Source organism: Hylemonella sp. GW821-FHT12C09, from assembly GCF_058807395.1.
This window is the reverse complement of sequence record NZ_JBXAQQ010000004.1, coordinates 135,001-159,062: the sequence shown is the minus strand read 5'-3', so window position 1 is coordinate 159,062 and position 24,062 is coordinate 135,001. Positions and strand designations below refer to the sequence as shown.

Annotated in this window: 18 protein-coding genes, 2 rRNA genes and 1 pseudogene (1 of these 21 running past the window's edge); 5 read left to right on the top strand and 16 right to left on the bottom strand. The window is 64.6% G+C overall.

Going from position 1 to position 24,062, the window contains the following annotated elements:
• Positions 1-29: 29 nt before the first annotated feature.
• The 5 genes and pseudogenes from aceK to AC1RRP_RS08685 form a co-directional block, all read right to left on the bottom strand.
• Positions 30-1,859 (bottom strand): annotated as a pseudogene (aceK, locus tag AC1RRP_RS08705) (bifunctional isocitrate dehydrogenase kinase/phosphatase).
• Between the two features lie 22 nt (positions 1,860-1,881).
• Positions 1,882-2,541 (bottom strand): carbonate dehydratase, encoded by a 660-nt coding sequence (gene can, locus AC1RRP_RS08700; protein WP_493035185.1) that lies wholly within the window; start codon positions 2,539-2,541, stop codon positions 1,882-1,884.
• Between the two features lie 30 nt (positions 2,542-2,571).
• Complete coding sequence (locus AC1RRP_RS08695) at positions 2,572-4,614, bottom strand: LTA synthase family protein (RefSeq protein WP_493035183.1); 2,043 nt, start codon at positions 4,612-4,614, stop codon at positions 2,572-2,574.
• A 54-nt stretch (positions 4,615-4,668) separates the two neighbouring features.
• The gene (locus tag AC1RRP_RS08690; RefSeq protein ID WP_493035181.1) at positions 4,669-5,847 is read right to left on the bottom strand and encodes an isovaleryl-CoA dehydrogenase; all 1,179 of its coding nucleotides are present in this window, start codon (positions 5,845-5,847) and stop codon (positions 4,669-4,671) included.
• Positions 5,848-5,876: 29 nt separating this feature from the next.
• On the bottom strand, positions 5,877-6,278 hold the full coding sequence (locus tag AC1RRP_RS08685) for a MerR family transcriptional regulator (RefSeq protein WP_493035178.1): 402 nt from the start codon (positions 6,276-6,278) through the stop codon (positions 5,877-5,879).
• Positions 6,279-6,394: 116 nt separating this feature from the next.
• Here AC1RRP_RS08685 and AC1RRP_RS08680 point away from each other — a divergent pair, with 116 nt between their 5' ends.
• From AC1RRP_RS08680 to AC1RRP_RS08670, 3 genes are all read left to right on the top strand, one after another.
• Positions 6,395-7,477 carry an MBL fold metallo-hydrolase gene (locus AC1RRP_RS08680; protein ID WP_493035176.1) on the top strand — a complete coding sequence of 361 codons (1,083 nt, stop codon included), beginning with the start codon at positions 6,395-6,397 and terminating at the stop codon, positions 7,475-7,477.
• A gap of 51 nt (positions 7,478-7,528) precedes the next feature.
• Positions 7,529-8,641, top strand: a complete 1,113-nt coding sequence (locus AC1RRP_RS08675) for an HPP family protein (RefSeq protein WP_493035173.1) — start codon at positions 7,529-7,531, stop codon at positions 8,639-8,641.
• Between the two features lie 128 nt (positions 8,642-8,769).
• Positions 8,770-8,994, top strand: coding sequence for a hypothetical protein (locus AC1RRP_RS08670; RefSeq protein WP_493035171.1), 225 nt, complete (start codon positions 8,770-8,772; stop codon positions 8,992-8,994).
• Between the two features lie 61 nt (positions 8,995-9,055).
• Here AC1RRP_RS08670 and AC1RRP_RS08665 read toward each other — a convergent pair whose 3' ends face one another.
• The 9 genes from AC1RRP_RS08665 to AC1RRP_RS08625 all read right to left on the bottom strand — a co-directional run bounded on the left by AC1RRP_RS08665 (position 9,056) and on the right by AC1RRP_RS08625 (position 19,050).
• Positions 9,056-10,312 (bottom strand): MgtC/SapB family protein, encoded by a 1,257-nt coding sequence (locus tag AC1RRP_RS08665; protein ID WP_493035169.1) that lies wholly within the window; start codon positions 10,310-10,312, stop codon positions 9,056-9,058.
• A gap of 1 nt (position 10,313) precedes the next feature.
• On the bottom strand, positions 10,314-11,276 hold the full coding sequence (locus AC1RRP_RS08660; RefSeq protein WP_493035167.1) for a M48 family metallopeptidase: 963 nt from the start codon (positions 11,274-11,276) through the stop codon (positions 10,314-10,316).
• 20 nt (positions 11,277-11,296) lie between these two features.
• Entirely contained in the window at positions 11,297-12,031 is a 735-nt protein-coding gene (locus AC1RRP_RS08655; RefSeq protein ID WP_493035165.1) for a lysophospholipid acyltransferase family protein, read from the bottom strand.
• Between the two features lie 11 nt (positions 12,032-12,042).
• Positions 12,043-12,609: a D-glycero-beta-D-manno-heptose 1,7-bisphosphate 7-phosphatase gene (gmhB, locus tag AC1RRP_RS08650; protein WP_493035163.1), complete on the bottom strand. Its 567-nt coding sequence runs from the start codon at positions 12,607-12,609 to the stop codon at positions 12,043-12,045.
• Positions 12,610-12,621: 12 nt separating this feature from the next.
• Entirely contained in the window at positions 12,622-14,823 is a 2,202-nt protein-coding gene (gene glyS / locus AC1RRP_RS08645; protein WP_493035160.1) for a glycine--tRNA ligase subunit beta, read from the bottom strand.
• A gap of 4 nt (positions 14,824-14,827) precedes the next feature.
• A complete protein-coding gene (gene glyQ, locus AC1RRP_RS08640) occupies positions 14,828-15,733 on the bottom strand; it encodes a glycine--tRNA ligase subunit alpha (protein ID WP_493035158.1) in 906 nt (301 codons plus the stop codon).
• A 125-nt stretch (positions 15,734-15,858) separates the two neighbouring features.
• The gene (lnt, locus tag AC1RRP_RS08635) at positions 15,859-17,373 is read right to left on the bottom strand and encodes an apolipoprotein N-acyltransferase (RefSeq protein ID WP_493035156.1); all 1,515 of its coding nucleotides are present in this window, start codon (positions 17,371-17,373) and stop codon (positions 15,859-15,861) included.
• Complete coding sequence (locus tag AC1RRP_RS08630) at positions 17,370-18,248, bottom strand: CorC family transporter (protein WP_493035154.1); 879 nt, start codon at positions 18,246-18,248, stop codon at positions 17,370-17,372. Before AC1RRP_RS08630 ends, lnt begins: the two co-directional genes overlap by 4 nt.
• Before the next feature lie 85 nt (positions 18,249-18,333).
• Positions 18,334-19,050 carry a GNAT family N-acetyltransferase gene (locus AC1RRP_RS08625; RefSeq protein WP_493035152.1) on the bottom strand — a complete coding sequence of 239 codons (717 nt, stop codon included), beginning with the start codon at positions 19,048-19,050 and terminating at the stop codon, positions 18,334-18,336.
• Positions 19,051-19,196: 146 nt separating this feature from the next.
• On the opposite strand from AC1RRP_RS08625, the gene AC1RRP_RS08620 reads away from it, so the two are divergent.
• Both AC1RRP_RS08620 and AC1RRP_RS08615 read left to right on the top strand, forming a co-directional pair.
• Positions 19,197-20,882 (top strand): AMP-binding protein, encoded by a 1,686-nt coding sequence (locus AC1RRP_RS08620; protein WP_493035150.1) that lies wholly within the window; start codon positions 19,197-19,199, stop codon positions 20,880-20,882.
• Positions 20,879-21,811 (top strand): MBL fold metallo-hydrolase, encoded by a 933-nt coding sequence (locus AC1RRP_RS08615; protein ID WP_493035148.1) that lies wholly within the window; start codon positions 20,879-20,881, stop codon positions 21,809-21,811. The genes AC1RRP_RS08620 and AC1RRP_RS08615 overlap by 4 nt, the downstream gene beginning before the upstream one ends.
• Positions 21,812-21,874: 63 nt before the next feature.
• Here AC1RRP_RS08615 and rrf read toward each other — a convergent pair.
• Together rrf and AC1RRP_RS08605 are read right to left on the bottom strand one after the other, a co-directional pair.
• A 5S ribosomal RNA gene (rrf, locus tag AC1RRP_RS08610) occupies positions 21,875-21,987 on the bottom strand.
• A 112-nt stretch (positions 21,988-22,099) separates the two neighbouring features.
• Positions 22,100-24,062: ribosomal RNA gene (locus AC1RRP_RS08605) — 23S ribosomal RNA — on the bottom strand (it continues 914 nt past the right edge of the window).

The following is a 24,062-nucleotide window of genomic DNA, read 5'->3' as shown; positions in this document are numbered from 1 at the left end:
TGGCCCGGAACATGACCCAGGTCAATTTTTCAGATGGCGCTGCGCTGTTGCGAAAAGCGCCGGCTGCGCTCGTAGGGAAAGACGTCGTAGACATGCCCCTGCTGGATGCGCTCCTTGTGACTCTGCCAGAAGGCCGGGTCGAGCAGGTCGGCATGGTGTTGCATGAACACCTCGCGCACGACCGGGTTGCCCAGCAGGAAAGGCGCGAAGGTCTCGGGGAAGACATCACGCGGGCCGACCTTGTACCAGACCTCGCCACTCATCTCCTCTTCCTCATGGCGCGGCGCCGGCACCTGTCGGAAGTTGCAGTCGGTGATGTACTCGATCTCGTCGTAGTCGTAGAACACCACCTTGCCCTGGCGCGTCAGTCCGAAATTCTTCCACAGCATGTCGCCGGGGAAGATGTTGGCGGCCACCAGGTCCTTGATGGCATTGCCGTACTCGATGACGGTGCGCTCCAGCTGGCGGCGCGCCCGGCGGGCTTCCTCGGAGCTGCTGGCCGGGTCGGTCGCGCCCGCGTCAAAGGCTTGCTGCAGGTAGATGTTGAGCGGGATCATGCGCCGCTCGATGTAGAGGTGCTGGATGACGACTTCTCGGCGTCCATCCTGGTCGCGGTCGCTGATCTCGAGCTGGCTGGGCGCGAACTCCCGGATCTCGGCGAGCAGTTCCTCGTCGAAACGCTCCAGCGGGAACGCCACCAGGCTGTACTCCAGCGTGTCGGCCATGCGGCCCACGCGGTCGTGCTGCTTGACCAGCAGGTATTTGCCTTTCACCTGTTCACGCGTGGTGTCCTTCGGCGGCGGTTACCAGTCCTTGATGATCTTGAAGACGTAGGGGAAGGAGGGCAGGTCGAACACCAGCATGACCATGCCCTTGATGCCCGGTGCGATACGGAAGCGGTCGCTCGAGTGTTTGAGGTGGTGAAGAAAGTCGCGGTAGAACAGCGTCTTGCCCTGCTTGGCCAGGCCCAGGGCGTTGTAGAGTTCGGCGCGGGGCTTGCGCGGCATGAGGCTGCGCAGAAACTGCACGTAGGCCGAGGGCACCTCCATGTCCACCATGAAATAGGCCCGCGCGAAGCTGAAAAGCATCAGCAGGTCATCCTCACCGAACAGCGCCGCGTCGATCACCAGGCGGCCCTGTTCGCCGTGCAGGATGGGCAGGGCGAAGGGCACTTCGACGAAGCCATTGATGATCTTGCCCACCACGTAGGCCCCCTTGTTGCGGAAGAACAGGCTGGAGAGCACCTGCACCTGGAAATTGGTGCGCAACCGGTTCTGTCCCAGCAGGTCGTTCACGGCGACCAGCACATCGCCCACGTCACGCGCCAGGTCTTCAAAAGGGCACTGCAGCTGGAAGTTGCCGATGATGCGCTCCACCGTCTCGCGCAGGGTCTCGCGCGTGGGGTAGTAGGCACGGTAGGTCGGCCGGGCGGCGGGTTCGTCGTTCTCGATGTACTCGGTGCTGACCGCCGGGCGCACGAAGATGAAGTCGTTGTGGAAATGCGTGCGGTGCAGGATCTTGGTGGTGACCGAGTTGAAGAAGGTCTCGGCCAGCTCGGGCTGGTGGTGATTGACCAGCAGGCCGATGTAGTGCAGCTTGACCTGCTGCCAGATGGCCATGGGCTGGGCGCCGGCCTGGAAGGTCTGCTCCAGCCGGCTCACGCACTCCTTGACACGCAGATCGTAGAACTCGATGCGCTCGCGCTGGGCGCGCTGCTGGCCCTGCCAGTCGGCGGTCTCGAAACGCTGCTGGGCGCGTGCGGGCTCGGTGCGGAAGAGCTGGTAATGGCGGTTGAAGCCGTCCAGCATCGCCTGGGCGATGTCGTAAGCCAGCGTCGAATCCAGGCGCTGGGGGAACATCGCGTTCAGCCGGCGCGGGCGCTCACCCGCGCTTGATCTGGGCCACGCCGGCGATGGCCTGGCGGTACAGCGGCTCCAGCGCTTCCTGACCGTCCACGGTCATCTGCAGGTCCTTGAGCAGCCCGTCGTGTACGCCGTAGACCCAGGCATGCAGGGTCACGTTCTGGCCACGCCCCCAGGCATCCATCAGCACCGTGCTCTGCGCCACGTTGACCACCTGTTCGATGGCATTGAGCTCGACCAGCGCATCGTGGCGCGCCGCCTCGGGAATGCTGTCGAGCAGCTCGCGATGGCGATCCCGCACGTCCATGATGTGGCGCAGCCAGTTGTCGGCCAGGCCGATGCGCGCGCCTTCCAGCGCGGCCTGCACACCTGAGCAGCCGTAATGGCCGACCACCATCACGTGCTCGACCTTGAGCCGTTCCACCGCGAACTGCACGGTGGACAGCGCGTTCAGGTCCGAGTGCACCACCACATTGGCCACATTGCGGTGCACGAAGACCTCGCCCGGCTCCAGGCCGGTAATCTGGTTGGCCGGCACGCGGCTGTCGGAACAGCCGATCCACATGTACTTGGGCTTCTGCTGCGACTTCAGGCTGGTGAAGAAGCCGGGGCGCTCGCGCTCCATCTGCGCGGCCCAGACGCGGTTGTGGGCGAAGAGATCGTCGAGGGTCTTGCTCATGGCTTGATTTTCCTACAGGAGCCTTGTTTTTCAGCGGCGCAGGGCCACACGCACGTTCCAGTCCAGCAGGCCGAGCTGGGCACGCGCCAGCGCGTCCTGCTGCGCGTCGAACTGGCAGCTGGCGGCGTTCCTGGGATCGACCGGCGAACAGACAAAGCTGGCGGGGTTGCCCAGCGTCCAGCTGCCGCGGGCATTGCGCGCCGTGCCGTAGTAGTTCACGCTCAGCGGTGCATTGAGCGCCGGCTTGGACTGCTGCGCCGGATCGAGCAGCAGATTGCGCCCGGTCTGCACGTAGCCGCTGTTCACGCCCAGCAGGGGCAGCAGCGTGGGGAACATGTCGCGGTGGCTGGCCGGCAGCAGGCGTTGCGGCCCGCAGGCCAGCCCCTCATCCCAGATCATGAAGGGCACCTGGCTGAGCAGATGGCGCCGCTCCGGCGTGGCATACAGGCCGAAACTGCGCACATTGTGGTCGCCGGTGGCGGCGATCACGGTGTTGTGACGCAGGGGACCATTGCGCACCTCCTGCACCAGGCCGCCGAGCTGGTCGGTGGCGTAGTGGTAGGAATCGATGTTGAGCCACAGCGTGTCGGCACTGCGCTCACCCCCCCACTTGGCTTCCTTGCGCTTGACGCGCTGGTACTCGGGTGGCAGGTCGTAGGGCGGATGATTGGTGGCCGTCAGCACGAAGACGAAAAGCGGCTGGTCCTGCGGCTTCTTCAGGCGCTGCGACAGGTAACGGAACACGTAGCTGTCCCACACGCCCCAGATGCCCAGGTCCGCCTCGGGGTAGGCCGCCTTCAGGTGGCTGGCGTCGATCACCTCGTCGAAACCCTGGGTCTTGAGCACGCGGTCCAGCTCGCGCCAGCCGGCGCGCGCCGAGGTCACGAACAGGGTGCGGTAGCCCGCCTGCCTGAGCAGCAGCGGGACCGACCAGGGGATCGGCGTCTTGCCCTGCGGCCCCAGCGTGAGCGGCGTGATGGGCGTGGAGAAGAGGATGGCTTCCAGCGAAGGGTGGGTGCCGGGCTGGGCCGAGTCGAAGTTGGAGAAGTGGCAGGCACCGGGCAGGGTGGGCGCCAGCCGGCCCAGCACATCGAAGTCCTTGGCATCCTGGTAGAGGAAAGGCTCGGCGCTCCAGGACTCCATCAGGAAAAACAGCAGGTTCTTGCGCGGCCCCGGTGCCGGCGCCCCGCCCTGCGCCATGAGCGAGGCGCGCAAGGCCTGCTCGTCCCTGGCCTCGATGCCCAGCACCTGCGCGGCCTCCATGGGCGAGCCGAAGCCCAGGCGCTTGAGGCCCAGCAGGGGGTCGTTGAGGTTTTGTGAATCGCGCCGCGCGTCCCAGGCAAACTTGAGCGCGATGACGCCATTGGGCACCATGTCGTTGAGGAACTGCGAGGTGGTGACCGAGACGTTCTGCCGCCCCAGGGCCATGGCGCGCAGCGTGCCCTTGGTCGTCAGCACCAGCAGCAGGAAGGCCAGCAGCACCCCCAGCAACGTGAGCCAGACCGGGATGCGCCGCTCGCTCACCCCGCGGTTGAGCCCCAGGCTGAGTCGCCCGTAGGCGATCTTGCGCGCCGCGATGGCACCCCAGCTGGCACCTACCAGCACCGCCAGCGTCAGGAACACCGGGAAGTCGCTCCAGATGGTCTGGAGGATGGCCTTGGTGTCGTCTTCGAAGAAACCGAACACCACGGGGTCGATGGGCGTCTTGTAGAAGCCGAAGTAGTGCAGGTTGATCAGGCTGGCCGTCACGAACAGGAACGCCACCGTGCCCGCCAGCCAGCCATGCCAGCGCGCCGGCACGACAATGAGCAGCGGCCACATCAGGATGGCCGCGGCAGCGCAGACCTTGAGGTCGAAACGCGCGCCCTGGTAGACCACGGCCCAGACATCGGAGAGCGGCGCCTCCAGGCCTTCGGGCCAGTGCCAGGCGATCTGGCCCATGCGCAGCAGGGTCAGCGTGAAGGCCACACACAGCACCATGACCCAAGCCTGCAGTGTGGCCGAAGCCAGGGCACCCAGCAAGTGGTGGCCGAAGGTGCGCAGCGAGAACTTCACGTCAGACTTCCCTTTCATCTCAGGGAGGTATTGTGCCGCCTGCCGGTTTCAGGCCCATGACACCCGGCGGGCTCACATGGTCTCGGCAAAGAGTTCGCGGCCGATCAGCATGCGGCGGATCTCGCTGGTACCGGCGCCGATCTCATACAGCTTGGCATCGCGCCACAGGCGGCCCAGCGGGTATTCGTTGATGTAGCCGTTGCCGCCAAAGATCTGCACGCCCTCGCCGGCCATCCAGGTGGCCTTCTCGGCCGTCCACAGGATGACCGAGGCGCAGTCCTTGCGCACCTGGCGCACGTGCTCGGCGCCCAGCAGGTCCAGGTTCTTGGCCACGGTGTAGGCGAAGGAGCGGCCGGCCTGCAGCACGGTGTACATGTCGGCCACCTTGCCCTGGATCAGCTGGAATTCTCCGATGCTCTGGCCGAACTGCTTGCGGTCGTGGATGTAGGGGATGACGTTGTCCATCACCGCCTGCATGATGCCCAGCGGCCCGCCGGTGAGCACGGCGCGCTCGTAGTCCAGCCCGCTCATGAGCACCTTGGCGCCGCCATTGAGCGTGCCCAGCACGTTCTCGGCCGGCACTTCGACGTTGTGGAACACCAGCTCGCCGGTGTGGCTGCCGCGCATGCCCAGCTTGTCGAGCTTCTGCGCGATCGAGAACCCCTTCATGCCCTTCTCGATCAGGAAGGCCGTGACGCCGCGCGCGCCGAGCTCGGGCTCGGTCTTGGCGTAGACCACCAGGGTGTCGGCATCGGGGCCGTTGGTGATCCAGAACTTGCTGCCGTTGAGCAGGTAATAAGCGCCCTTGTCCTCGGCCTTGAGTTTCATGCTGAGCACGTCGCTGCCAGCGCCGGGCTCGCTCATGGCCAGCGCGCCCACGTGTTCGCCACTGATCAGCTTGGGCAGGTATTTCCTGCGCTGCGCCTCGTTGCCGTTGCGCTTGATCTGGTTCACGCAGAGGTTGCTGTGCGCGCCGTAGCTGAGGCCCACCGACGCACTGGCGCGGCTGATCTCCTCCATGGCGATCATGTGGGCCAGGTAACCCATGTTGGCGCCGCCGTACTCCTCGCCCACGGTGATGCCCAGCACACCCAGGTCGCCCATCTTGCGCCACAGGTCCATGGGGAATTGATCGTTGCGGTCGATCTCGACAGCGCGCGGGGCGATTTCGCTTTGTGCGAATTCACGCACCGCATCGCGCAGCGCGTCGATGTCTTCGCCAAGCTGGAAGTTGAGTCCGGGCAGGTTCATGAAAAATCTCCGTGGTGGTTCAAACGGCCTTACTTGCCGTTCTTCTTGTCGAGCTTGGCCAGCAGGGCGCGGGCCTCGCGCTGGTGCGCCTTGATCTCGTCCAGGTTGGCCTGCAGGTCGGCCATCTGCTCCTCGACCTGGGTGCGGTGCGCGGCCAGCACATCGAGAAACTTCTTGAGCTGCAGCCCGGTATCCCGCGGGCTGTCGTACATGTCGATGATTTCCTTGGCCTCGGTCAGGCTCAGGCCCAGGCGCTTGGCGCGCAGCGTGAGCTTGAGGCGCGTGCGGTCGCGCCCGCTGTAGACGCGGATGCGGCCGCCCGGTCCGCTGCGCTCGGGCTGCAGCAGGCCCATGTCCTCGTAGAAGCGCATGGCGCGCGTGGTCAGGTCGAATTCCCGGGCCAGATCGCTGATGCTGTAGGTCGTTGCCATGGATGGGTCTGCGTTACAGTGGGTTCAACAAAGGCGACAGCGCCGCGCCAGTGACGCCTCCTAGAATGAGGGCCCGTCACTTGACGTTTACGTAAACGTCAATTCTGTCACAGAACATGAACGAACTCGAACGCCAGCTCCACTACCCCCTGGGGGACACCCTGCCCGAAACCGGCCAGACCATGGAAGTGGCCCCCGGCGTGCGCTGGGTCCGCATGGCCCTGCCCTTTGCGCTGGACCACATCAACCTCTGGCTGCTGCGCGACCGGCTCGACGGCCGCGAAGGCTGGACGGTGGTGGACTGCTGCATCAGCCGCGACGAGGCCAAGGCCCAATGGGAGCAGATCTTTGCCAGCACCTTCGAGGGCCTGCCCCTGCTGCGTGTCATCGTCACGCACATGCACCCGGACCACATCGGCCTGGCCGACTGGTTGTGCGCGCGCTGGAGCACCCCCGAGTTTCCCTGCCGCCTGTGGATGAGCGCCACCGACTACAACCTGGCGCGCATCGGCTCCTCCGGCAGCAACGGCTTCGGCGGCGACAGTTCGGCGCTGTTCTTCTCGTCTCACGGCCTGCGCGACCCACTCTCCATGGAAAAGATCCGCGAGCGCGCCAGTTATTACCCCACCCTGGTACCGGCCGTGCCGCGCCAGTTCCGCCGTCTGATGGAAGGCGACGTGGTGGACATCGGCGGTCGTGGCTGGCGCTGCATCAGCGGCCACGGCCATGCGCCCGAACACATTGCGCTCTATTGCGCCGACCTGAATCTGCTGATCGGCGGCGACATGATGCTGCCGCGCATCTCCACCAATGTCAGCGTCTTCGACATGGAGCCCGAGGCCGATGCCTTGAAGCTCTTCCTGCAATCGATCGACAAGTTCAAGGACCTGCCGACCGACACGCTGACCCTGCCCTCGCACGGCAAGCCCTTCACCGGCCTGCACCGGCGCATCGAACAATTGCACGAACACCACCGCGACCGCCTGGCCGAGGTGATGGAAGCCTGCGCGCTCAAGCCCTGCAGCGCCGCCGACGTGCTGCCCATCCTCTTCAAGCGCAAGCTCGACCTGCACCAGACCACCTTTGCCATGGGCGAGGCCGTGGCCCATCTGCATGCCCTGTGGTTCGAGGGCAAGTTGCAGCGCAGCCGCGACGCCGAAGGCGTCTACCGTTTCCACCGGCCTCATTCCACTCACTGAAACCGGGCCCTCCTACAATGCCCCACCTTGGTGCTTACAGGAGCGGCTCGCGTGCATCCCCTTCTTCCCTGGCTGCGCAGTTTCTGGCCTGCGCCGCTCTCGGTCAGCCGGCGTGAGATCTGGCTGGGCTGCCTGGGCGCCGGCCTCGGCCTGCTGGGCACTGAATGGCTGAGCCACCAGTCCCTGGGCGAGCTCAACCCCTGGTTCATCGCCCCCATGGGCGCTTCCGCCGTGCTGCTCTTTGCGGTACCGGCCAGCCCGCTGGCCCAGCCCTGGTCCATCATCGGCGGCAACCTGGTGTCGGCGCTGATCGGCGTTCTCTGCGCGCACACCCTGGGCCACGACGGCCTGGCAGCGGGTGCCGCTGGCGCGCTGGCAATCGCGGCCATGTTCGCCTTGCGCTGCCTGCACCCGCCCGGTGGGGCGGTGGCCCTGACGGCCGTGCTGGGCGGGCCGGCCATCGCCCAGCTCGGCTATGGTTATGCGCTGTGGCCCGTCGCTGCGAACTCCACGCTTCTGCTCGCGCTGGCGCTGCTCTTCAACAACCTGATGCAGCGGCGTTACCCGCACCAGCCTGCGCCCCAGCCCCACCCGCACCGCACGGCGGACCTGCAGCCGAGCGCGCGCCTGGGCCTGAGCAAGCAGGATCTGGATGCCGCCCTGGCCAGCCAGGGTGAGCTGCTCGACATCAGCCCCGATGACCTGGAAGAAATCCTCACGCGCGCGCAGCTGCACGCCAGCCGCCGCAAATGGGGCGACGTGCTCTGTCGCGACATCATGTCGCGCGACGTGGTCCATGTCGGCCCGCGCGACTCGGTCGACGAGGCCTGGGCCCGGCTGGCGCGGCACAAGGTCAAGGCGCTGCCCGTGGTCCGCGACGACGGCACGCTGGCCGGCATCGTCTCGCTGCACGACTTCTTTGTCGGCCACGGCGCGCCGGACCCGCGCAAGATGCCCGTGATGAGCACGGCGCGCTACGTGGCCGACATCATGACGCGCAAGGTGCGCGTGGCCCGCCCGGAACAGCTCATGGTGGATCTGGTGGGCCTGTTCTCCGACGGCGGACTGCACCACATGCCGGTGGTGGATGAGCAGTTGCGCGTGGTCGGGATGATCACGCAGTCCGATGTGGTGGCGGCCCTGTTCAAGACCGGTGCGGCCTGAGCGGCCCGGGTCGGCACACGGATACGTCTCGATACACATGCGAGGTCAACTGGGCCTGCAGGCCTGCCGTTGTGTCAGTGTCTCCGTATCCAACGGGGTCACAACATCAACCTTGAAAGGCAAATGAAATGAGCAAGATCCTCGCCACCCTGATCGCCGGCCTGTTCGCAGCCAACGTCTTTGCCCAGGCTGCTGCACCCGCCGCTCCTGCCACGCCCGCAACGCCGGCCACCCCCGCTGCTGCGGCCAAGCCGGCCATGAAGACCGAAGCCAAGGGCGAGAAAAAAGCCGAGGCCAAGAAGGCCGCCGTCGCCGCCAAGAAAGCCGAGAAGAAGGCTGACGCCAAGAAGTAATCCGGCCCTGCCGCACCCTGTGCAGCCCGCCCGCATGTGATGCCGGCGGGCTGTTCTGTTTTCAGAACGACAGGCGCAACCAGCCCCAGCAGGCCCACGCGGCCAGCGCCACCAGCATCAGCCCGGCGCCCACGATGCTGCCGTAACGTGCCCCTCCGGTCACATAGGCAGACACGATCTTGCTCGCGTTGTTGGTGCTGAAGGCCAGCAGCACGGCGGTGAGCATGGTGAACGGCTCGATCTCATCGCGTGCCGCCAGGCCCATGACCGCCGCGGCCGATGAATGCGCGTCGGCAAAACCCGCCAGCGCCGTGGCGGCCAGGGTGGCCAGCGTCCCCATGCCCTGCTGCAGCCAGGCCACGACGGCCGCTATGCCGGTGAACAGCAGGGCCAGCAGGATGGACTGGCGCAGGCTGAAGGCCCGCCCCTGCGCCGGCGCCTCGTCCGGCGGCACCGGGCTGCGCCGATAGGCGGCCAGCCCGAGCAGCAGCGCCATCAGCAGGGCGCTGCCCATGGCCGGCGCGACGAGGTGCAGACCCGCCGGATAGAGTAGCCCGGCGATCAGCATCACCTGCAAGGTCGTGGAGACCGTGGAGAACCAGGCACCCGCCACGCAGGCCATGCGCAATTCCGGATGACGGGCGACACGTGCGCCCATGGTGGCGATGGTGGCGGTGCTGGAGACGAAACCCGCCACCAGCCCCGACAGCGGCAGACCGAGCCGGCTGCCGAACAGGCGCAAGGCCACGTGACCCAGTGCCTGCACCGCCATGATGAGCACGACCAGCTGCCAGACCACGCGCAGGTTGATGCCCCCCAGCCAGGGCAGGGCCCGGTCGGGCGCCAGCGGCAGGACCACCAGGGCCGAGGCCGCCAGCAGCAGGGCATCGCGCAGCTCCTGTTCACCGAGCAGCTGCGTCGAGAAACGCTGCAGCGGCACACGCGCCACCAGCAGCACGGCCACGGTCACGCCCAGCGCCGAGGCCAGCACCGGCTCAGGCACGCTGAGCAGGCCCAGCAGAAACGTGAGGAAGAGCGCGATCTCGGTGGTGACCCCCGGATCGCGCGAGCGGTCCTTGAAATGCGAGACCAGCGCCAGCCCCGCCACCAGGGCACCGGCCACGGCCGTCAGCCAGGCCTGGCCCAGCACCTGTGCCCCGGCACCGGTCAGCGAGGCCAGGGCAAAGGTACGGATGCCGGCAAAGCGGCGCGTGGGACCACGGCCCTTGCTGCGCTCGCGTTCGATGCCGATCACCAAGCCCAGCCCCAGGGCCAGCGCCAGGCTGGTCAGGGTGTCGGCGCTGAATGCCGTCGCCATTTCAGTGCCAGCGCGGCAGGGCCTCGTCGCGCAGTTCGCCGCGCAGGCTCTGGTAATCCGGAACGACCGAGCGCACCGTGTCCCAGAAACGCGGGCTGTGGTCCATCACGCGCAGGTGGCTGAGTTCGTGCGCGACCACGTAGTCGATCACGTTCTGGCGGAAGTGGATCAGCCGCCAGTTCAGCCGGATGGCGCCGTCGCTGCTGGCGCTGCCCCAGCGCGTGCCCGCGCTGCTGAGCGAGAGCTTGCGCCACTGCACGCCCAGTTGCGGCGCGTAGTGATGCAGACGCTCGGTGAAAACGCGGTGGGCCTGGCGCATCAACCAGGCCTGAACCGTGTCGCGGATCTGCTGGGTGCTGGCGTGCTGCGGCAGGCCGATGTGCAGGGTCAGGCGTGGCACGCCGTCCAGCGTGAGGTTGGGCGCCTGGGCATCGGTATGCAGCACCACCTCCACGTCATCGGCCTTGAGGCTGCCGCCCACCGTGCTGTAGGCATGGGTCGGGTCGAGCACCACGATGACCGCCTCGCCCAGGAAGGGGAAACTGCTGCCGTCGCGCCACTCGATGTGGGTCGAATCGAGGCGCTGCTGGCGCTCGCGCATCTCGCCGAGCTTGCGCACGATCCAGCTGGCCTTTTCCTGCAAGGCGGCCTCCACCTCGTACAGCGGCACCCAGCGCGGTGCGCTGACCACCAGCCCGTCCGGACCGACCTGCATGCCGATGGTGCGGCGCTTGCCGCGCTTGAACTCGTAGGCCACATGGGCGTCGCACAGACGCGTCTGGCGGTTGGCGCGCGGATGGCTGAACTGGGCCGGGGCCATCACGCTGTCGATGGCCTGGGCCGGCTGGTGCGGGCCGTGCAATGCAGGGGGTGTCGGCTGCGGCGCCGGAGTCAGCGTCGGCGGCGCCTGCACGGGCGCTGCATCGAAGAGGTCGAGGGCGAGCTGGAGGAAGAAGCTGCGCATGCCCTGATCTTAGTGAAGGATCACTTGTAGGCTTCGGGGTCGAGCCGGCGCATCTCGGCCTCGATCCAGGCCTCGACCTCGCGCATCAGCTCGGCCGGCTCACGACCCGCGCTGGGGATGGGCTGGCCGATGGACACGTCCACCAGGCCCGGTCGCTTGATGAAGGCCTTGCGCGGCCAGCACTTGGCAGAACTCACGGCCACCGGAATCACCGGCGCACCCGTCGCCACGGCCAGGCGCGTGCCGCCCGTCTTGTAGGTGCCGGCCTGGCCGCGCGGGATGCGCGTGCCCTCGGGGAACATGATGATCCAGACACCGCGCGCCAGCAGTTCCTTGCCCTGTGCCACCACCTTGGAAAAAGCCAGCGAGCCCTGCGAGCGGTCGATGTGGATCATGTCCAGCCGGCCCATGGCCCAGCCGAAGAAGGGCACGTACAGCAGCTCCTTCTTGAACACGTAGGCCAGCGGATGCGGCATCAGCGTGGGCATGAGAAAGGTCTCCAGCGTGGACTGGTGCTTGACCAGCAGGATGGCCGGGCTGGTCTCGCCCACCGGCAGGTTCTCCATGCCACTGACGCGCACGCGGATGCCGAGAATGACGCGGGCGCCATCGATGGCCCATCCCAGCCAGCGTGCCGCCATCCAGTACAGCGGATTGCCGCGCACGCGGATCGAGGCCACCACCATGATGAGGCCCCAGGGGATCACGGTGACCACCATCCACAGGAGATGCAGCAGGGAACGAAGCAATGCCATGGTGTCTGTCCTCAGGCGTTGTCCCGCACGGTATCGCGCGCCACCAGGTAGTCGGCAAAAGCCAGCAGGTTCTCATGCACACGCGTGCCGGCCGGGAAATTGTCAGGCAGGGGCTGGCCGCGCAGGGCTTCGCCCTTGCCGGTCAGCACCAGATGCGGTTCGCAGCCCGCGGCGGCACCGGCGACGAGGTCACGCGCCGAATCCCCCACGGTGGGCACGCCCCTGAGCGAGACGCCGTACCGTTCGCCAATCTGCTCGAACAGCCCCGGCAACGGCTTGCGGCAACGGCAGGTCTGATCGGGTGCGTGCGGGCAGTAGAAGACGGCCTCGACACGCCCGCCGGCCAGCGCCAGCAGCTTGTGCATCTTGGCATGCATGACGTTGAGCGCGGCCACGTCGAACAGGCCGCGGCCCAGCCCCGACTGGTTGGAGGCCACCACCACGTGCCAACCCGCGTGGTTCAGCCTGGCGATCGCCTCCAGCGCGCCGGGCAGCGGCTTCCACTCGGCTTCGGACTTGATGAACTCCGAACTGTCCTCGTTGATGGTGCCGTCACGGTCGAGGATGACCAGCTTCATGGTGTGCATGTATCAGGCGGCCAATCGGGACAGGTCGGCCACGCGGTTCATGGCATCGTGCAGGCTCTTGAGCAGGCCCTGGCGGTTCAGGCGCAGGTCCATCTCTTCGGCGTTCACCATCACGCCGTCGAAGAAGGCATCCACCGGCGCGCGCAGGGCGGCCAGCGTTTTCAGCGAGGCGGTGTAGTCGCCGGCGTCGAACTGCCGGTTCGCCTGCGGCACCACGTCCTTCAGTGCGGCGTACAGCTGCTTCTCGGCCTCTTCCTTGAGCAGAACCTCGCTGACATGCGCATCAACCTCCTGGGCTTTTTTCAGGATGTTGCTGATCCGCTTGTTGGCAGCGGCCAGGGCGTCGGCCTCGGGCAGGGCGGCGAAGGCGCGCACGGCGGCCAGGCGCTGGGCCACATCACCCAGGCGCTGCGGGCGCAGGGCCAGCACGGCGTCGACTTCCTGGGCACTGTAGCCCTGCTCGCGCAGGCTGCCGGCAAGGCGGTCATAGATGAAATTGGATAGAGGATCATTACCCTTTCCTTCGAATCCAAGCCCGAACTCAAAGTTGCCAGCCGCCTCTTTCACTGCCTCATTCTGCGTGCGCATCTTTGCGACTCCCTCGAATGCGGCCGAAGCCTTATCGACAAGGTCTCCAACTTCGAGCGACAAATTACGCTCGACAAGCATGCGGATCACACCCAGAGCATGACGGCGCAACGCGAACGGATCTTTATCTCCGGTCGGGAGATTGCCGATGCCGAACATACCGACAAGAGTTTCGAGTTTGTCCGCCAACGCAACGACCACGCCTGCGGTGTTGCGCGGCAGCTCGTCGCCAGCGAAGCGCGGTTTGTAGTGATCCTCGATGGCGTTGGCGATCTCCTCGCCCAAGCCGTCGTGGCGCGCGTAGTAGCCGCCCATGATGCCTTGCAACTCGGGGAATTCGCCCACCATATCGGTCAGCAGATCGGTCTTGGCCAGGCGTGCGGCCGCGTCGGTCGCCGCCACCAGCTCGGCATCCCCCAGCTGTTGCGCGACCGCCTTCGCAATCGCGCGCACGCGCTCCATGCGCTCACCCTGGGTGCCCAGCTTGTTGTGATACACCACCTTGCCCAGGCCCTCGACGCGCGAGGCCAGCGTCTTCTTGCGGTCCTGGTCGAAGAAGAACTTGGCATCGGCCAGGCGCGGACGTACCACGCGCTCGTTGCCACCGACCACCGCGCTGGCGTCGGCCGGGCTGATGTTGCTGACCACGAGGAACTTGTTCGTCAGCTTGCCGGCGGCGTCGAGCAGCGGGAAATACTTCTGGTTGGCCTTCATCGTGAGGATCAGACACTCCTGCGGCACGGCCAGGAATTCCTTTTCGAATGCGCAGACCAGAACATTGGGGCGCTCGACCAGGGCGGTCACCTCGTCCAGCAGGGCCTCGTCCTCGATGGCGCGCACGCCGCCGCCGACCTTGGCCGCGGCCGCCGTCAGCTGGCGCACGATCTCGGCGCGGCGCTCGGCGAAGGACGCGATCACCGCGCCATCGTCCAGCAACGCAGCAGCGTAGCTGTCGGCATCCTTGAGCACCACGACCTCCTTCTTCGCTTCGAAGCGGTGGCCGCGCGTGCTGTTGCCGGCCTTCAGGCCCAGCGCCTTGACGGGCACCACGGTGCTGCCGTGCAGGGCCACCAGGCCGTGCGCCGGGCGCACGAAATGCACGCTGCTCCAGCCCGGCAGTTCGCAATCGGTCTCGAGCTGGTAGCTCATGACCTTGGGGATGGGCAGCTTGGCCAGCGCCTCGTCCAGCGCCTTCTGCAGGCCGCTGTCCAGCGTGGCGCCGGTGACCAGGCTGTCGTAGTACAGGGCCTCGGCCTTGCCGTCGGGCGCGCGCTTGAGCGCGGCGACCGCCTGGGCCGGGTCGGACACATCGGCGCCCAGGGCCGAGAGCTTCTTGATCAGCGCCTGCGTGGGATTGCCGGCCGGGTCCAGGCCCACGGCCACGGGCATGAGCTTTTGCTGCACGGCCTTGTCGGCTGCCTTCAGCAGGACTTGCGAGATGTGCGCGGCCAGGCGGCGCGGCGAAGCATAGGCCGTCACGACAGATTCGGCCGTGACCAGCCCCATGGCACGCAGCTGCTCAGCCAGGGTGGTGGCGAAACTGTCGCCGAGCTTCTTGAGCGCCTTGGGCGGCAGCTCTTCGACAAACAGTTCAACGAGAAGGTTTTGGGTCGTCATGGTGTCAGGCTGCCTTCTTCGTCATTTGCTCGACCCAGGCCCGCGGCGCCATGGGAAAACCCAGTCGTTCACGGCTCTCGTAATAACTCTGCGCCACGGCGCGCGCCAGGTTGCGGATGCGGCCGATGTAGGCGGCGCGCTCGGTCACGGAAATGGCGCCGCGTGCGTCCAGCAGGTTGAAGCTGTGCGCGCACTTGAGCACCTGCTCATAGGCCGGCAGCGCAAGCTGCTGCTCCATCAGGTGCTTGGCCTGTTTCTCATGCGCCGTGAAAGCGGTGAAGAGGAAGTCGGCGTCGCTGTGCTCGAAGTTGTAGGCGGACTGCTCTTTTTCGTTCTGCAGGTAGACGTCGCCATAACTCAGGGTTTCGGTCCACTTGAGGTTGTAGACGTTGTCCACCCCCTGCAGGTACATGGCCAGGCGCTCCAGGCCGTAGGTGATTTCGCCCGTGATGGGCCTGCAGTCGATGCCGCCGACCTGCTGGAAGTAGGTGAACTGCGTCACCTCCATGCCGTTGAGCCAGACTTCCCAGCCCAGACCCCAGGCGCCCAGCGTGGGGTTCTCCCAGTCATCTTCCACAAAACGGATGTCGTTCTTCTTCAGGTCGAAGCCCAGCGCTTCGAGCGAGCCCAGGTAGAGCTCCAGGATGTTGCTCGGCGCCGGCTTGAGCACCACCTGGTACTGGTAGTAGTGCTGCAGGCGGTTGGGGTTTTCGCCGTAGCGGCCGTCCTTGGGGCGGCGGCTGGGCTGCACGTAGGCGGCTTTCCAGGGCTCGGGGCCGATGGCGCGCAGGAAGGTGGCGGTGTGCGAGGTACCCGCACCGACTTCCATGTCGTAGGGCTGCAGGAGTGCACAGCCCTGGGCATCCCAGTAGGCCTGCAGTTTCAGAATGATTTGTTGGAAGGTCAACATGGTTGAGGCAAAAGCAGGCGAGACGGGCCGGGCGGGCCGGTGCCGCGCGCTGCTGGCGCTGAAATAGGCGGATTTCCGCGTAAGCCCTTGATTTTACGGGGCTTCGGGCCCGAGCCCGGAGGGAATCAGGCTCTTTTGCGCCAGATGGCCCACAGCAGTCCGGTCAGGCCGGCCAGCCACAGCGGCCACAAGCCCGTGTGCGCCACCCAGCGGGCATATAGTGTCAGCCCCTCGCGCCCCTCCACCTCGCCCAGCAGCACGCCACGGGTGTGGCGTGGCAGCTCGGTGATGACCTGGCCGCGGTGATCGATGATGGCCGTGGAGCCTGTGTTGGTGGCCCGCACGAAGGGGCGTTCGAATTCCAGCGCGCGCATGCGCGAGATGTGCAGGTGCTGGTCGATGGCCACCGTGTCGCCGAACCAGGCGATGTTGCTGAGGTTCACGAAGACCGTAGGCGCCTGGGCCAGGTCACGGAAACGCGCGCCCAGCTCCTCGCCAAACAGGTCCTCGTAGCAGATATTGGGGGCCAGCCTCTGGCCTTGCCATTCGAAAGCGGGTTGGCCCACCTCCCCGCGGTTGAAGTCCCCCAAGGGGATATTCATCAAGGCCGTGAACCACTTGAAGCCGGTCGGGATGAACTCGCCAAAAGGAACCAGGTGGTGCTTGTCGTAGCGCCAGGGCGCCTGGCCCGGCGCCAGGCCCACGGCGGAATTGGTATAGCCCTCGCGGTAACTGCCCAGCGGCAATCCGATCAGCGCCGCCTCGGCGCCACTGGCATAACGCCGACGCAGCGCGTCCCAGTAGCCCTCGGGCAGTTGTTGCGGCAGCAGAGGCAAGGCCGTCTCGGGGGCCACGATCAGCGGGGCATGTCGTTGCTCGAGTTGTTCTGCGTACCAGCGCAGGGCCGTCGGCACCCCGGTGCCGGGCTGGAACTTCTCGTCCTGCGGGATATTGCCTTGCAGCAGGGCCACGCCCAGCCGTCCCGTGGAGCGGGTCACCGGGGCGCCCTCCATCTGCTGCACGGAGGGCAGGGCCAGCAGCGCCAGCGCCGCCAGGCGCTGCCAGTGGCCACAGGCCCAGATCTGCGGGATCGTCATGGCCAGCCAGGCCGCCAGGGCCGAGATGCCATAGACCCCCAGCCACGGCGCGTAGCCGGCCAAGGGGCCCTCGACATGGGCGTAGCCGCTGCCGCCCCAGCCGAAACCCGTGAACCAGACGCCGCGCGCCAGCTCCGCCAGCAGCCAGAGCGCCGCAAACAGCAGGGCCCGCGCGGCCCGTTCGCGGGGGGCGTACCGCACTTGCAGGGCGCAGGCCGCCGCGTAATAAAGCGCCAGGGCGCCGGCCAGGGCCAGCACGGCGAGCACAGCCAGTGCAGCCGGCAGGCCACCATAGGTATGCATGGAAATGTAGAGCCACCAGAAAGTGGCCGCGAGCCAGGTCGTGGCAAACAGCCAGCCGGACAGGACCGCCTGCTTCCAGTGCGTGCTGCGTTCGATCTGCCAGGCCAGCAGGCCCAGCGCGAGGAGTTGCAGCCACCAGCGCGGCTGGCCGTCCCAGGGTGCGGCCATTGCCAGCGCCTGGGCCAGACCGGCCCCGCTGCTCAGGATCCAGGAGCCGACGCGCGCCCAGCGCTCAGTCATGGGCCCCGGCCTTGCGCGGGCACCACGGACGAGACCTTGAACCACTTCACGGCACCGCCCTTGGTGTGCAGCACTACGAACCTCAACCCGGCGATCACGTGTTGTTCGCCGCGCTTGGGCACATGCCCCATCTCGTGGGCGATGAGACCGCCGATGGTGTCGAAACTCTCTTGCGGATCGCTGCCGGTGACCTTGACGTCAAAGGCCTCGTTGACCCGATCCACGGACGCCCCTCCGCTGACGCGGTAGGTCTGGTCGGCCAGGCCGAAGATGTCGCCCTCGTCCTCTGAAATGTCGAACTCGTCCTCGATCTCGCCCACGATCTGTTCGAGCACGTCCTCAATGGTGATGAGCCCCGCCACGCGGCCAAACTCGTCAATCACGATGGCCAGATGGTTGCGGTTGCCGCGGAATTCGTGCAGCAGATCGTTCAGGCCCTTGCTCTCCGGGACGAAGACCGCCGGGCGCAACAGGGCGCGGATATTGAGTTCCGGCGCGCGCTGGAGCTTGAGCAGGTCCTTGGCCAGCAGGATGCCGATGATGTTCTCTCGCTCACCCTCAAAGACCGGGAAACGCGAGTGCCCCGTGTCGATGATCACATGCAGCAGCTCATCGAAGGGCGCGTTGATGTCGACCAGGTCCATGCGCGGTGCCGGCACCATGACATCGCCCGCCGTCATCTCGGCCATGCGCAGCACACCTTCGAGCATGTAGCGGGACTCGGCGCCGATGATCTCGTTGACCTCGGCCTCGGCCAGGGTTTCGATCAGCTCGGCGGTGGAGTCCGGTCCGGGGTGGATGAACTCGGCCAGTTTCTTCAGGAAGGTGCGCTTGTCCTCTTTTTCAGGGGTGCGCGCAGGGTAAGGGTCAGGCACTGACGGCAGCACGGACGTGCAGTTGTTGGGACCCCCATAGGATAGCGGAACACCATCTCAGGGCTGTGACTGCCCATTGCCGGCCTCAGGGGGCGGATTTGTGACGCGCCTCCCGCACGCCGCGGCGGACATCCTGCAGCCCGGTGATGAATGCCCAGAACTGCTTGGCCTGCACCTTGAGCCGGTAATCGGTCTGGGCCAGCTGTTCCTCGACCATTTCCGTCACCTGGCTCTCGAATGTAGAAGGCGGAAGACGCAAGTATGCACTTGCTTCCGAGCCATCGTATTCCACCGTGGCCCCCGCCTTGCGGGCAATGTTGAGCATGGCCTTGTTCTCGCTCAAGGCGTGGATGAACATCAGGTGCACGCCCTCGTTGCGGGCATGGCGCATGGCCCGCGCAAAGAGCTTGCTGCCATAGCCGTGACCTCGCACCGAAGGCAGCACCGAGACGCCGAATTCAGCACAGGCATCGAAACTCTTGTCGACGGAATGCGCCAGATGGGCCATGGCCACCAGCTCGAGCCTCCGGTTGTAGATACCGAAAATCGCATCACGCTCGAAGTCCAGTGTGTCGACATAGGCCTGGATCTGGGCATCGTTGGCCAGATAACCGAAGCGCAGGTAGCGATCGTGCTCGTCCAGCGCCTGCAGGTGGCGCGCTATGCGTCCCTGGTGCCGGGCCCCCAGACGCCGGATCACGGCGACCCAGGGCGCCCGTGCGGTTGCGCTTTGCTCGGGGGGAAGCACTCGCAGCAAATCGTTGTCGCGTTCCGTTCCGGGAACTTCCTTGTTGACATCCATGGCACGAATGTAAGGTGATTTTCCTTTTTCATCCAGTGGCCCGGCCGTCTTGACGCGTGCGTGACAGTTTTGACCGGCTACCTAGGACAAGCCCGATGTCGCCGTCTCCCCGGCTGCGGTCCAATAGCAAGCTCATGGAGTGATTGATGGAAAAATTCTGGTTGCACAGCTATCCTGCCGGCGTCCCCCACGATGTTGATCCGGGACAGTACAGTTCCCTGGCCCAGTTGCTGGAGGAGTCCTTCCGCAAAAACGCTACCCAGCCCTTCTCTGTTTGCATGGAACGGTGGATGAGCTATCGGCAGCTCGACGAGCTGTCGGCGTCGCTGGGAGCCTGGCTGCAACGGCTGGGCCTGGAGCCCGGCGCGCGCGTGGCCATCATGTTGCCCAACGTTCCGCAGTTCGCTGTCACCATGGCGGCCATCCTGCGTGCCGGCTATACCTGCGTGAACGTCAACCCGCTATACACCGCACGCGAGCTTGAGCACCAGCTCAAGGATTCCGGGGCCACCGCCATTGTCGTGCTGGAGAACTTCGCCCATACGCTGGAAGAGGTCATCGAGTGCACGCCGGTCAAGCATGTGGTGCTCACCGCCTTCGGCGACCTGCTGGGCCCCTGGTACGGGCGCTGGCTCACCTTTGCCGTGCGCCATCTGGCTAAGATGGTCCCGCCCTTCAAACTCCCGTTGACAGAGGGTCGCACCGTGACAGCCTTCCGCAAGGCACTGGCGGAAGGCGCTCACCACACACTCAAGCCTTCGCCCGCCAACCTGGATTCGGTGGCTTTCCTGCAGTACACGGGCGGCACCACAGGGCTGAGCAAGGGCGCCGTGCTGACCCATCGCAATATCGTGGCGGCCATCCTGCAGGCCGAGGCCTGGTTCACGCCCGCGCTGGACAAGGTGGGCAATGTGCGCAAGACCAACAGCGTCGCCGCACTGCCCCTGTACCACATCTTCGCGCTGACCCTGTGTTTCCTGGCGATCCGCTGGGGTTCGCACATGACGCTGATTCCCAATCCGCGCGACATCGGCAAGTTCATCGAAGTGCTCAAGCGACGACCTTTCCACATGCTGCCGGCCGTGAACACCCTGTTCAACGCTTTGTTGCAGCACCCGCAGTTTCGCACCCTCGATTTCTCACACCTCTGCATCTCTCAGGCCGGCGGCATGGCCGCCTCCGAGGGCACGGCCCGACACTGGCATGAGGTCACGGGCTGTGCGATGGTCGAGGGCTGGGGCATGAGCGAGACCTGCGCCATCGGCACCAACAACCCCGTCACGACCACCAAATTCAGCGGCACCATCGGCCTGCCGCTGCCCGGCGTCGAGATCGCCATCAAGGATGACGGCGGCAAGTCGCTGGCGGTTGGCGAATCGGGCGAAATCTGCATCAGGGGCCCGAACGTGATGACCGGCTATTACCAGCAGGCCGCCGAGACTGCCCAGGCCTTCACGCCGGACGGTTTCATGCGCACGGGCGACATCGGGATCATGGACGAGCAGGGTTACACGCGCATCGTCGATCGCAAAAAGGACATGATCCTGGTCAGCGGCTTCAACGTTTTCCCCAGCGAACTCGAGAATGTGATCTCCCTGTGCGACGGTGTGCTGGAGTGCGCTGTCATCGGCGTTCCCGACGCGAAACAGGGTGAGGCCATCAAGGTCTACGTGGTGCGCAGCGACCCGACCCTGAGCGAGGATGACGTGGCCAAATACTGCGCCCAAAACCTGACCGGCTACAAGCATCCCAAATACATCGAGTTCCGCGACGAACTGCCCAAATCCAACGTCGGCAAGATCCTGCGGCGCGAGTTGCGGGCCGGTAAGTGAGCCCCGTCATCCTGCCGCCCGACATCGTTGTCCTGGAGCGGGGGTGGCTGTCTTCCAACAACATCCTGTTGCTGGGCCCGCAGCAATGCGCCCTGGTCGATAGCGGGTACGGTACGCATGCGGCACAGACGGTCGCACTGGTTCAGGCCAGGCTGGGCTCGCGCCCGCTAGACCTGCTTGTCAACACGCATCTGCACAGCGATCACTGCGGCGGCAACGCCGCCTTGCAGGCGGCGTATCCGGCACTGCTGACGCATATTCCACCGGGCCAGGCCGCAGCCGTGCGCGGATGGGACGAGGGCGCGCTGAGCTACGCGGCCACAGGGCAGTACTGCCCGCGTTTCACCTACGACGAGATACTCACCCCGGGCAAGTCGATCCGCCTGGGTGCACGGGACTGGGATGTCCATGCGGCCCCCGGACACGATCCCGACTCGGTCATCTTGTTCCAGCCTGAGCTAGGGATCCTGATATCGGCCGATGCTCTTTGGGCCCATGGCTTTGGGGTCGTCTTCCCGGAAATTGAGGGTGTTTCCGCCTTTGCCGAAGTTGGGCAGACACTTGAGCTCATAGACTCCTTGCGTCCCAGGCTGGTAGTCCCCGGTCATGGCGCTGTCCTGCACGATGTGCCGGGCGCCTTGGACTACGCACGCCTGCGTCTGGACCAGTTCACTGCGGAGCCGCTGCGGCATGCGCGTTACGCCGCCAAAGTCCTGCTGAAATTCAAACTGCTGGAGGTTCAGCAGATCATGCGCAAGGACCTGATGAGCTGGGCTCGCGCGACCAGCTACTTCAGTCTGCTGCAGGCACGTCACTATGCCCAATCCGATTTCGACGCATGGATAGACGATCTGGTCCAGGATCTGCTGCGATCTGGCGCAGCGCAAGCCGTGGCCATCTCCGGTGAGCCCGGCCTTCTGAATCAATAGGCTATCTTCGTTCGCACAAATAAAAACGCCCCGTCAGTTGACGGGGCGTTTTCTGCTGTAAGAGCCTGACGATGTCCTACTTTCACACGGGAACCCGCACTATCATCGGCGCTGAGGCGTTTCACTGTCCTGTTCGGGATGGGAAGGAGTGGGACCACCTCGCTATGGTCATCAGGCATAACTTTTTGTCATCTTGACTGGGTCAAGACGACCAATTTATAGAGCCAATCAGCTTATTTTGAATGCGTCACTTGGCATAACTTCCTTGATTGCTTCAATCAAAGTTATAGGGTCAAGCCGCACGAGCAATTAGTATCAGTTAGCTTAACGCATTACTGCGCTTCCACACCTGACCTATCAACGTCCTGGTCTTGAACGACTCTTTAGGGGGCTCAAGGCCCCGGCAGATCTCATCTTGAAACGAGTTTCCCGCTTAGATGCTTTCAGCGGTTATCTCTTCCACACATAGCTACCCGGCAATGCCACTGGCGTGACAACCGGTACACCAGAGGTGTGTCCACTCCGGTCCTCTCGTACTAGGAGCAGGCTTCCTCAAATCTGCAGCGCCCACGGAAGATAGGGACCAAACTGTCTCACGACGTTTTAAACCCAGCTCACGTACCTCTTTAAATGGCGAACAGCCATACCCTTGGGACCGGCTACAGCCCCAGGATGAGATGAGCCGACATCGAGGTGCCAAACACCGCCGTCGATATGAACTCTTGGGCGGTATCAGCCTGTTATCCCCAGAGTACCTTTTATCCGTTGAGCGATGGCCCTTCCATACAGAACCACCGGATCACTATGTCCTGCTTTCGCATCTGCTCGACTTGTCAGTCTCGCAGTTAAGCACGCTTATGCCATTGCACTATCGTCACGATGTCCGACCGTAACTAGCGTACCTTCGAACTCCTCCGTTACGCTTTGGGAGGAGACCGCCCCAGTCAAACTGCCTACCATGCACTGTCCCCAATCCCGATAAGGGATCCAGGTTAGAACCTCAAACACACCAGGGTGGTATTTCAACGTTGGCTCCACGATACCTAGCGGCACCGCTTCAAAGCCTCCCACCTATCCTACACAGATCTGTTCAAAGTCCAATACAAAGCTACAGTAAAGGTTCATGGGGTCTTTCCGTCTTTCCGCGGGGAGATTGCATCATCACAAACATTTCAACTTCGCTGAGTCTCAGGAGGAGACAGTGTGGCCATCGTTACGCCATTCGTGCAGGTCGGAACTTACCCGACAAGGAATTTCGCTACCTTAGGACCGTTATAGTTACGGCCGCCGTTTACTGGGACTTCAATCAAGAGCTTGCACCCCATCATTTAATCTTCCAGCACCGGGCAGGCGTCACACCCTATACGTCCACTTTCGTGTTTGCAGAGTGCTGTGTTTTTAATAAACAGTCGCAGCCACCGATTCTTTGCAACCTCATTGGGCTCCCCAAGTAAATGGTTCACCTACTAAAGGCACACCTTCTTCCGAAGTTACGGTGTCAATTTGCCGAGTTCCTTCTCCTGAGTTCTCTCAAGCGCCTTAGAATACTCATCTCGCGCACCAGTGTCGGTTTGCGGTACGGTCGTGTGTAGCTGAAGCTTAGTGGCTTTTCCTGGAAGCAGGGTATCACTCACTTCGGCAGCAAGCTGCCTCGTTATCACCCCTCATCTAAGCCCGGCGGATTTGCCTACCAGGCACGACTACAGGCTTGAACCAACATATCCAACAGTTGGCTGAGCTAACCTTCTCCGTCCCCACATCGCACTACACATCGGTACAGGAATATTGACCTGTTTCCCATCAGCTACGCATCTCTGCCTCGCCTTAGGGGCCGACTCACTCTACGCCGATGAACGTTGCGTAGAAAACCTTGCGCTTACGGCGAGGGGGCTTTTCACCCCCTTTAACGCTACTCATGTCAGCATTCGCACTTCTGATACCTCCAGCAGCCTTTACAAGCCACCTTCACAGGCTTACAGAACGCTCTCCTACCACTTGCACTTGCGTGCAAATCCGCAGCTTCGGTAACTGGCTTAGCCCCGTTACATCTTCCGCGCAGGACGACTCGATCAGTGAGCTATTACGCTTTCTTTAAATGATGGCTGCTTCTAAGCCAACATCCTGACTGTTTTAGCCTTCCCACTTCGTTTCCCACTTAGCCAATTTTAGGGACCTTAGCTGGCGGTCTGGGTTGTTTCCCTCTTGAGTCCGGACGTTAGCACCCGGTGCTCTGTCTCCCAAGCTGTACTCA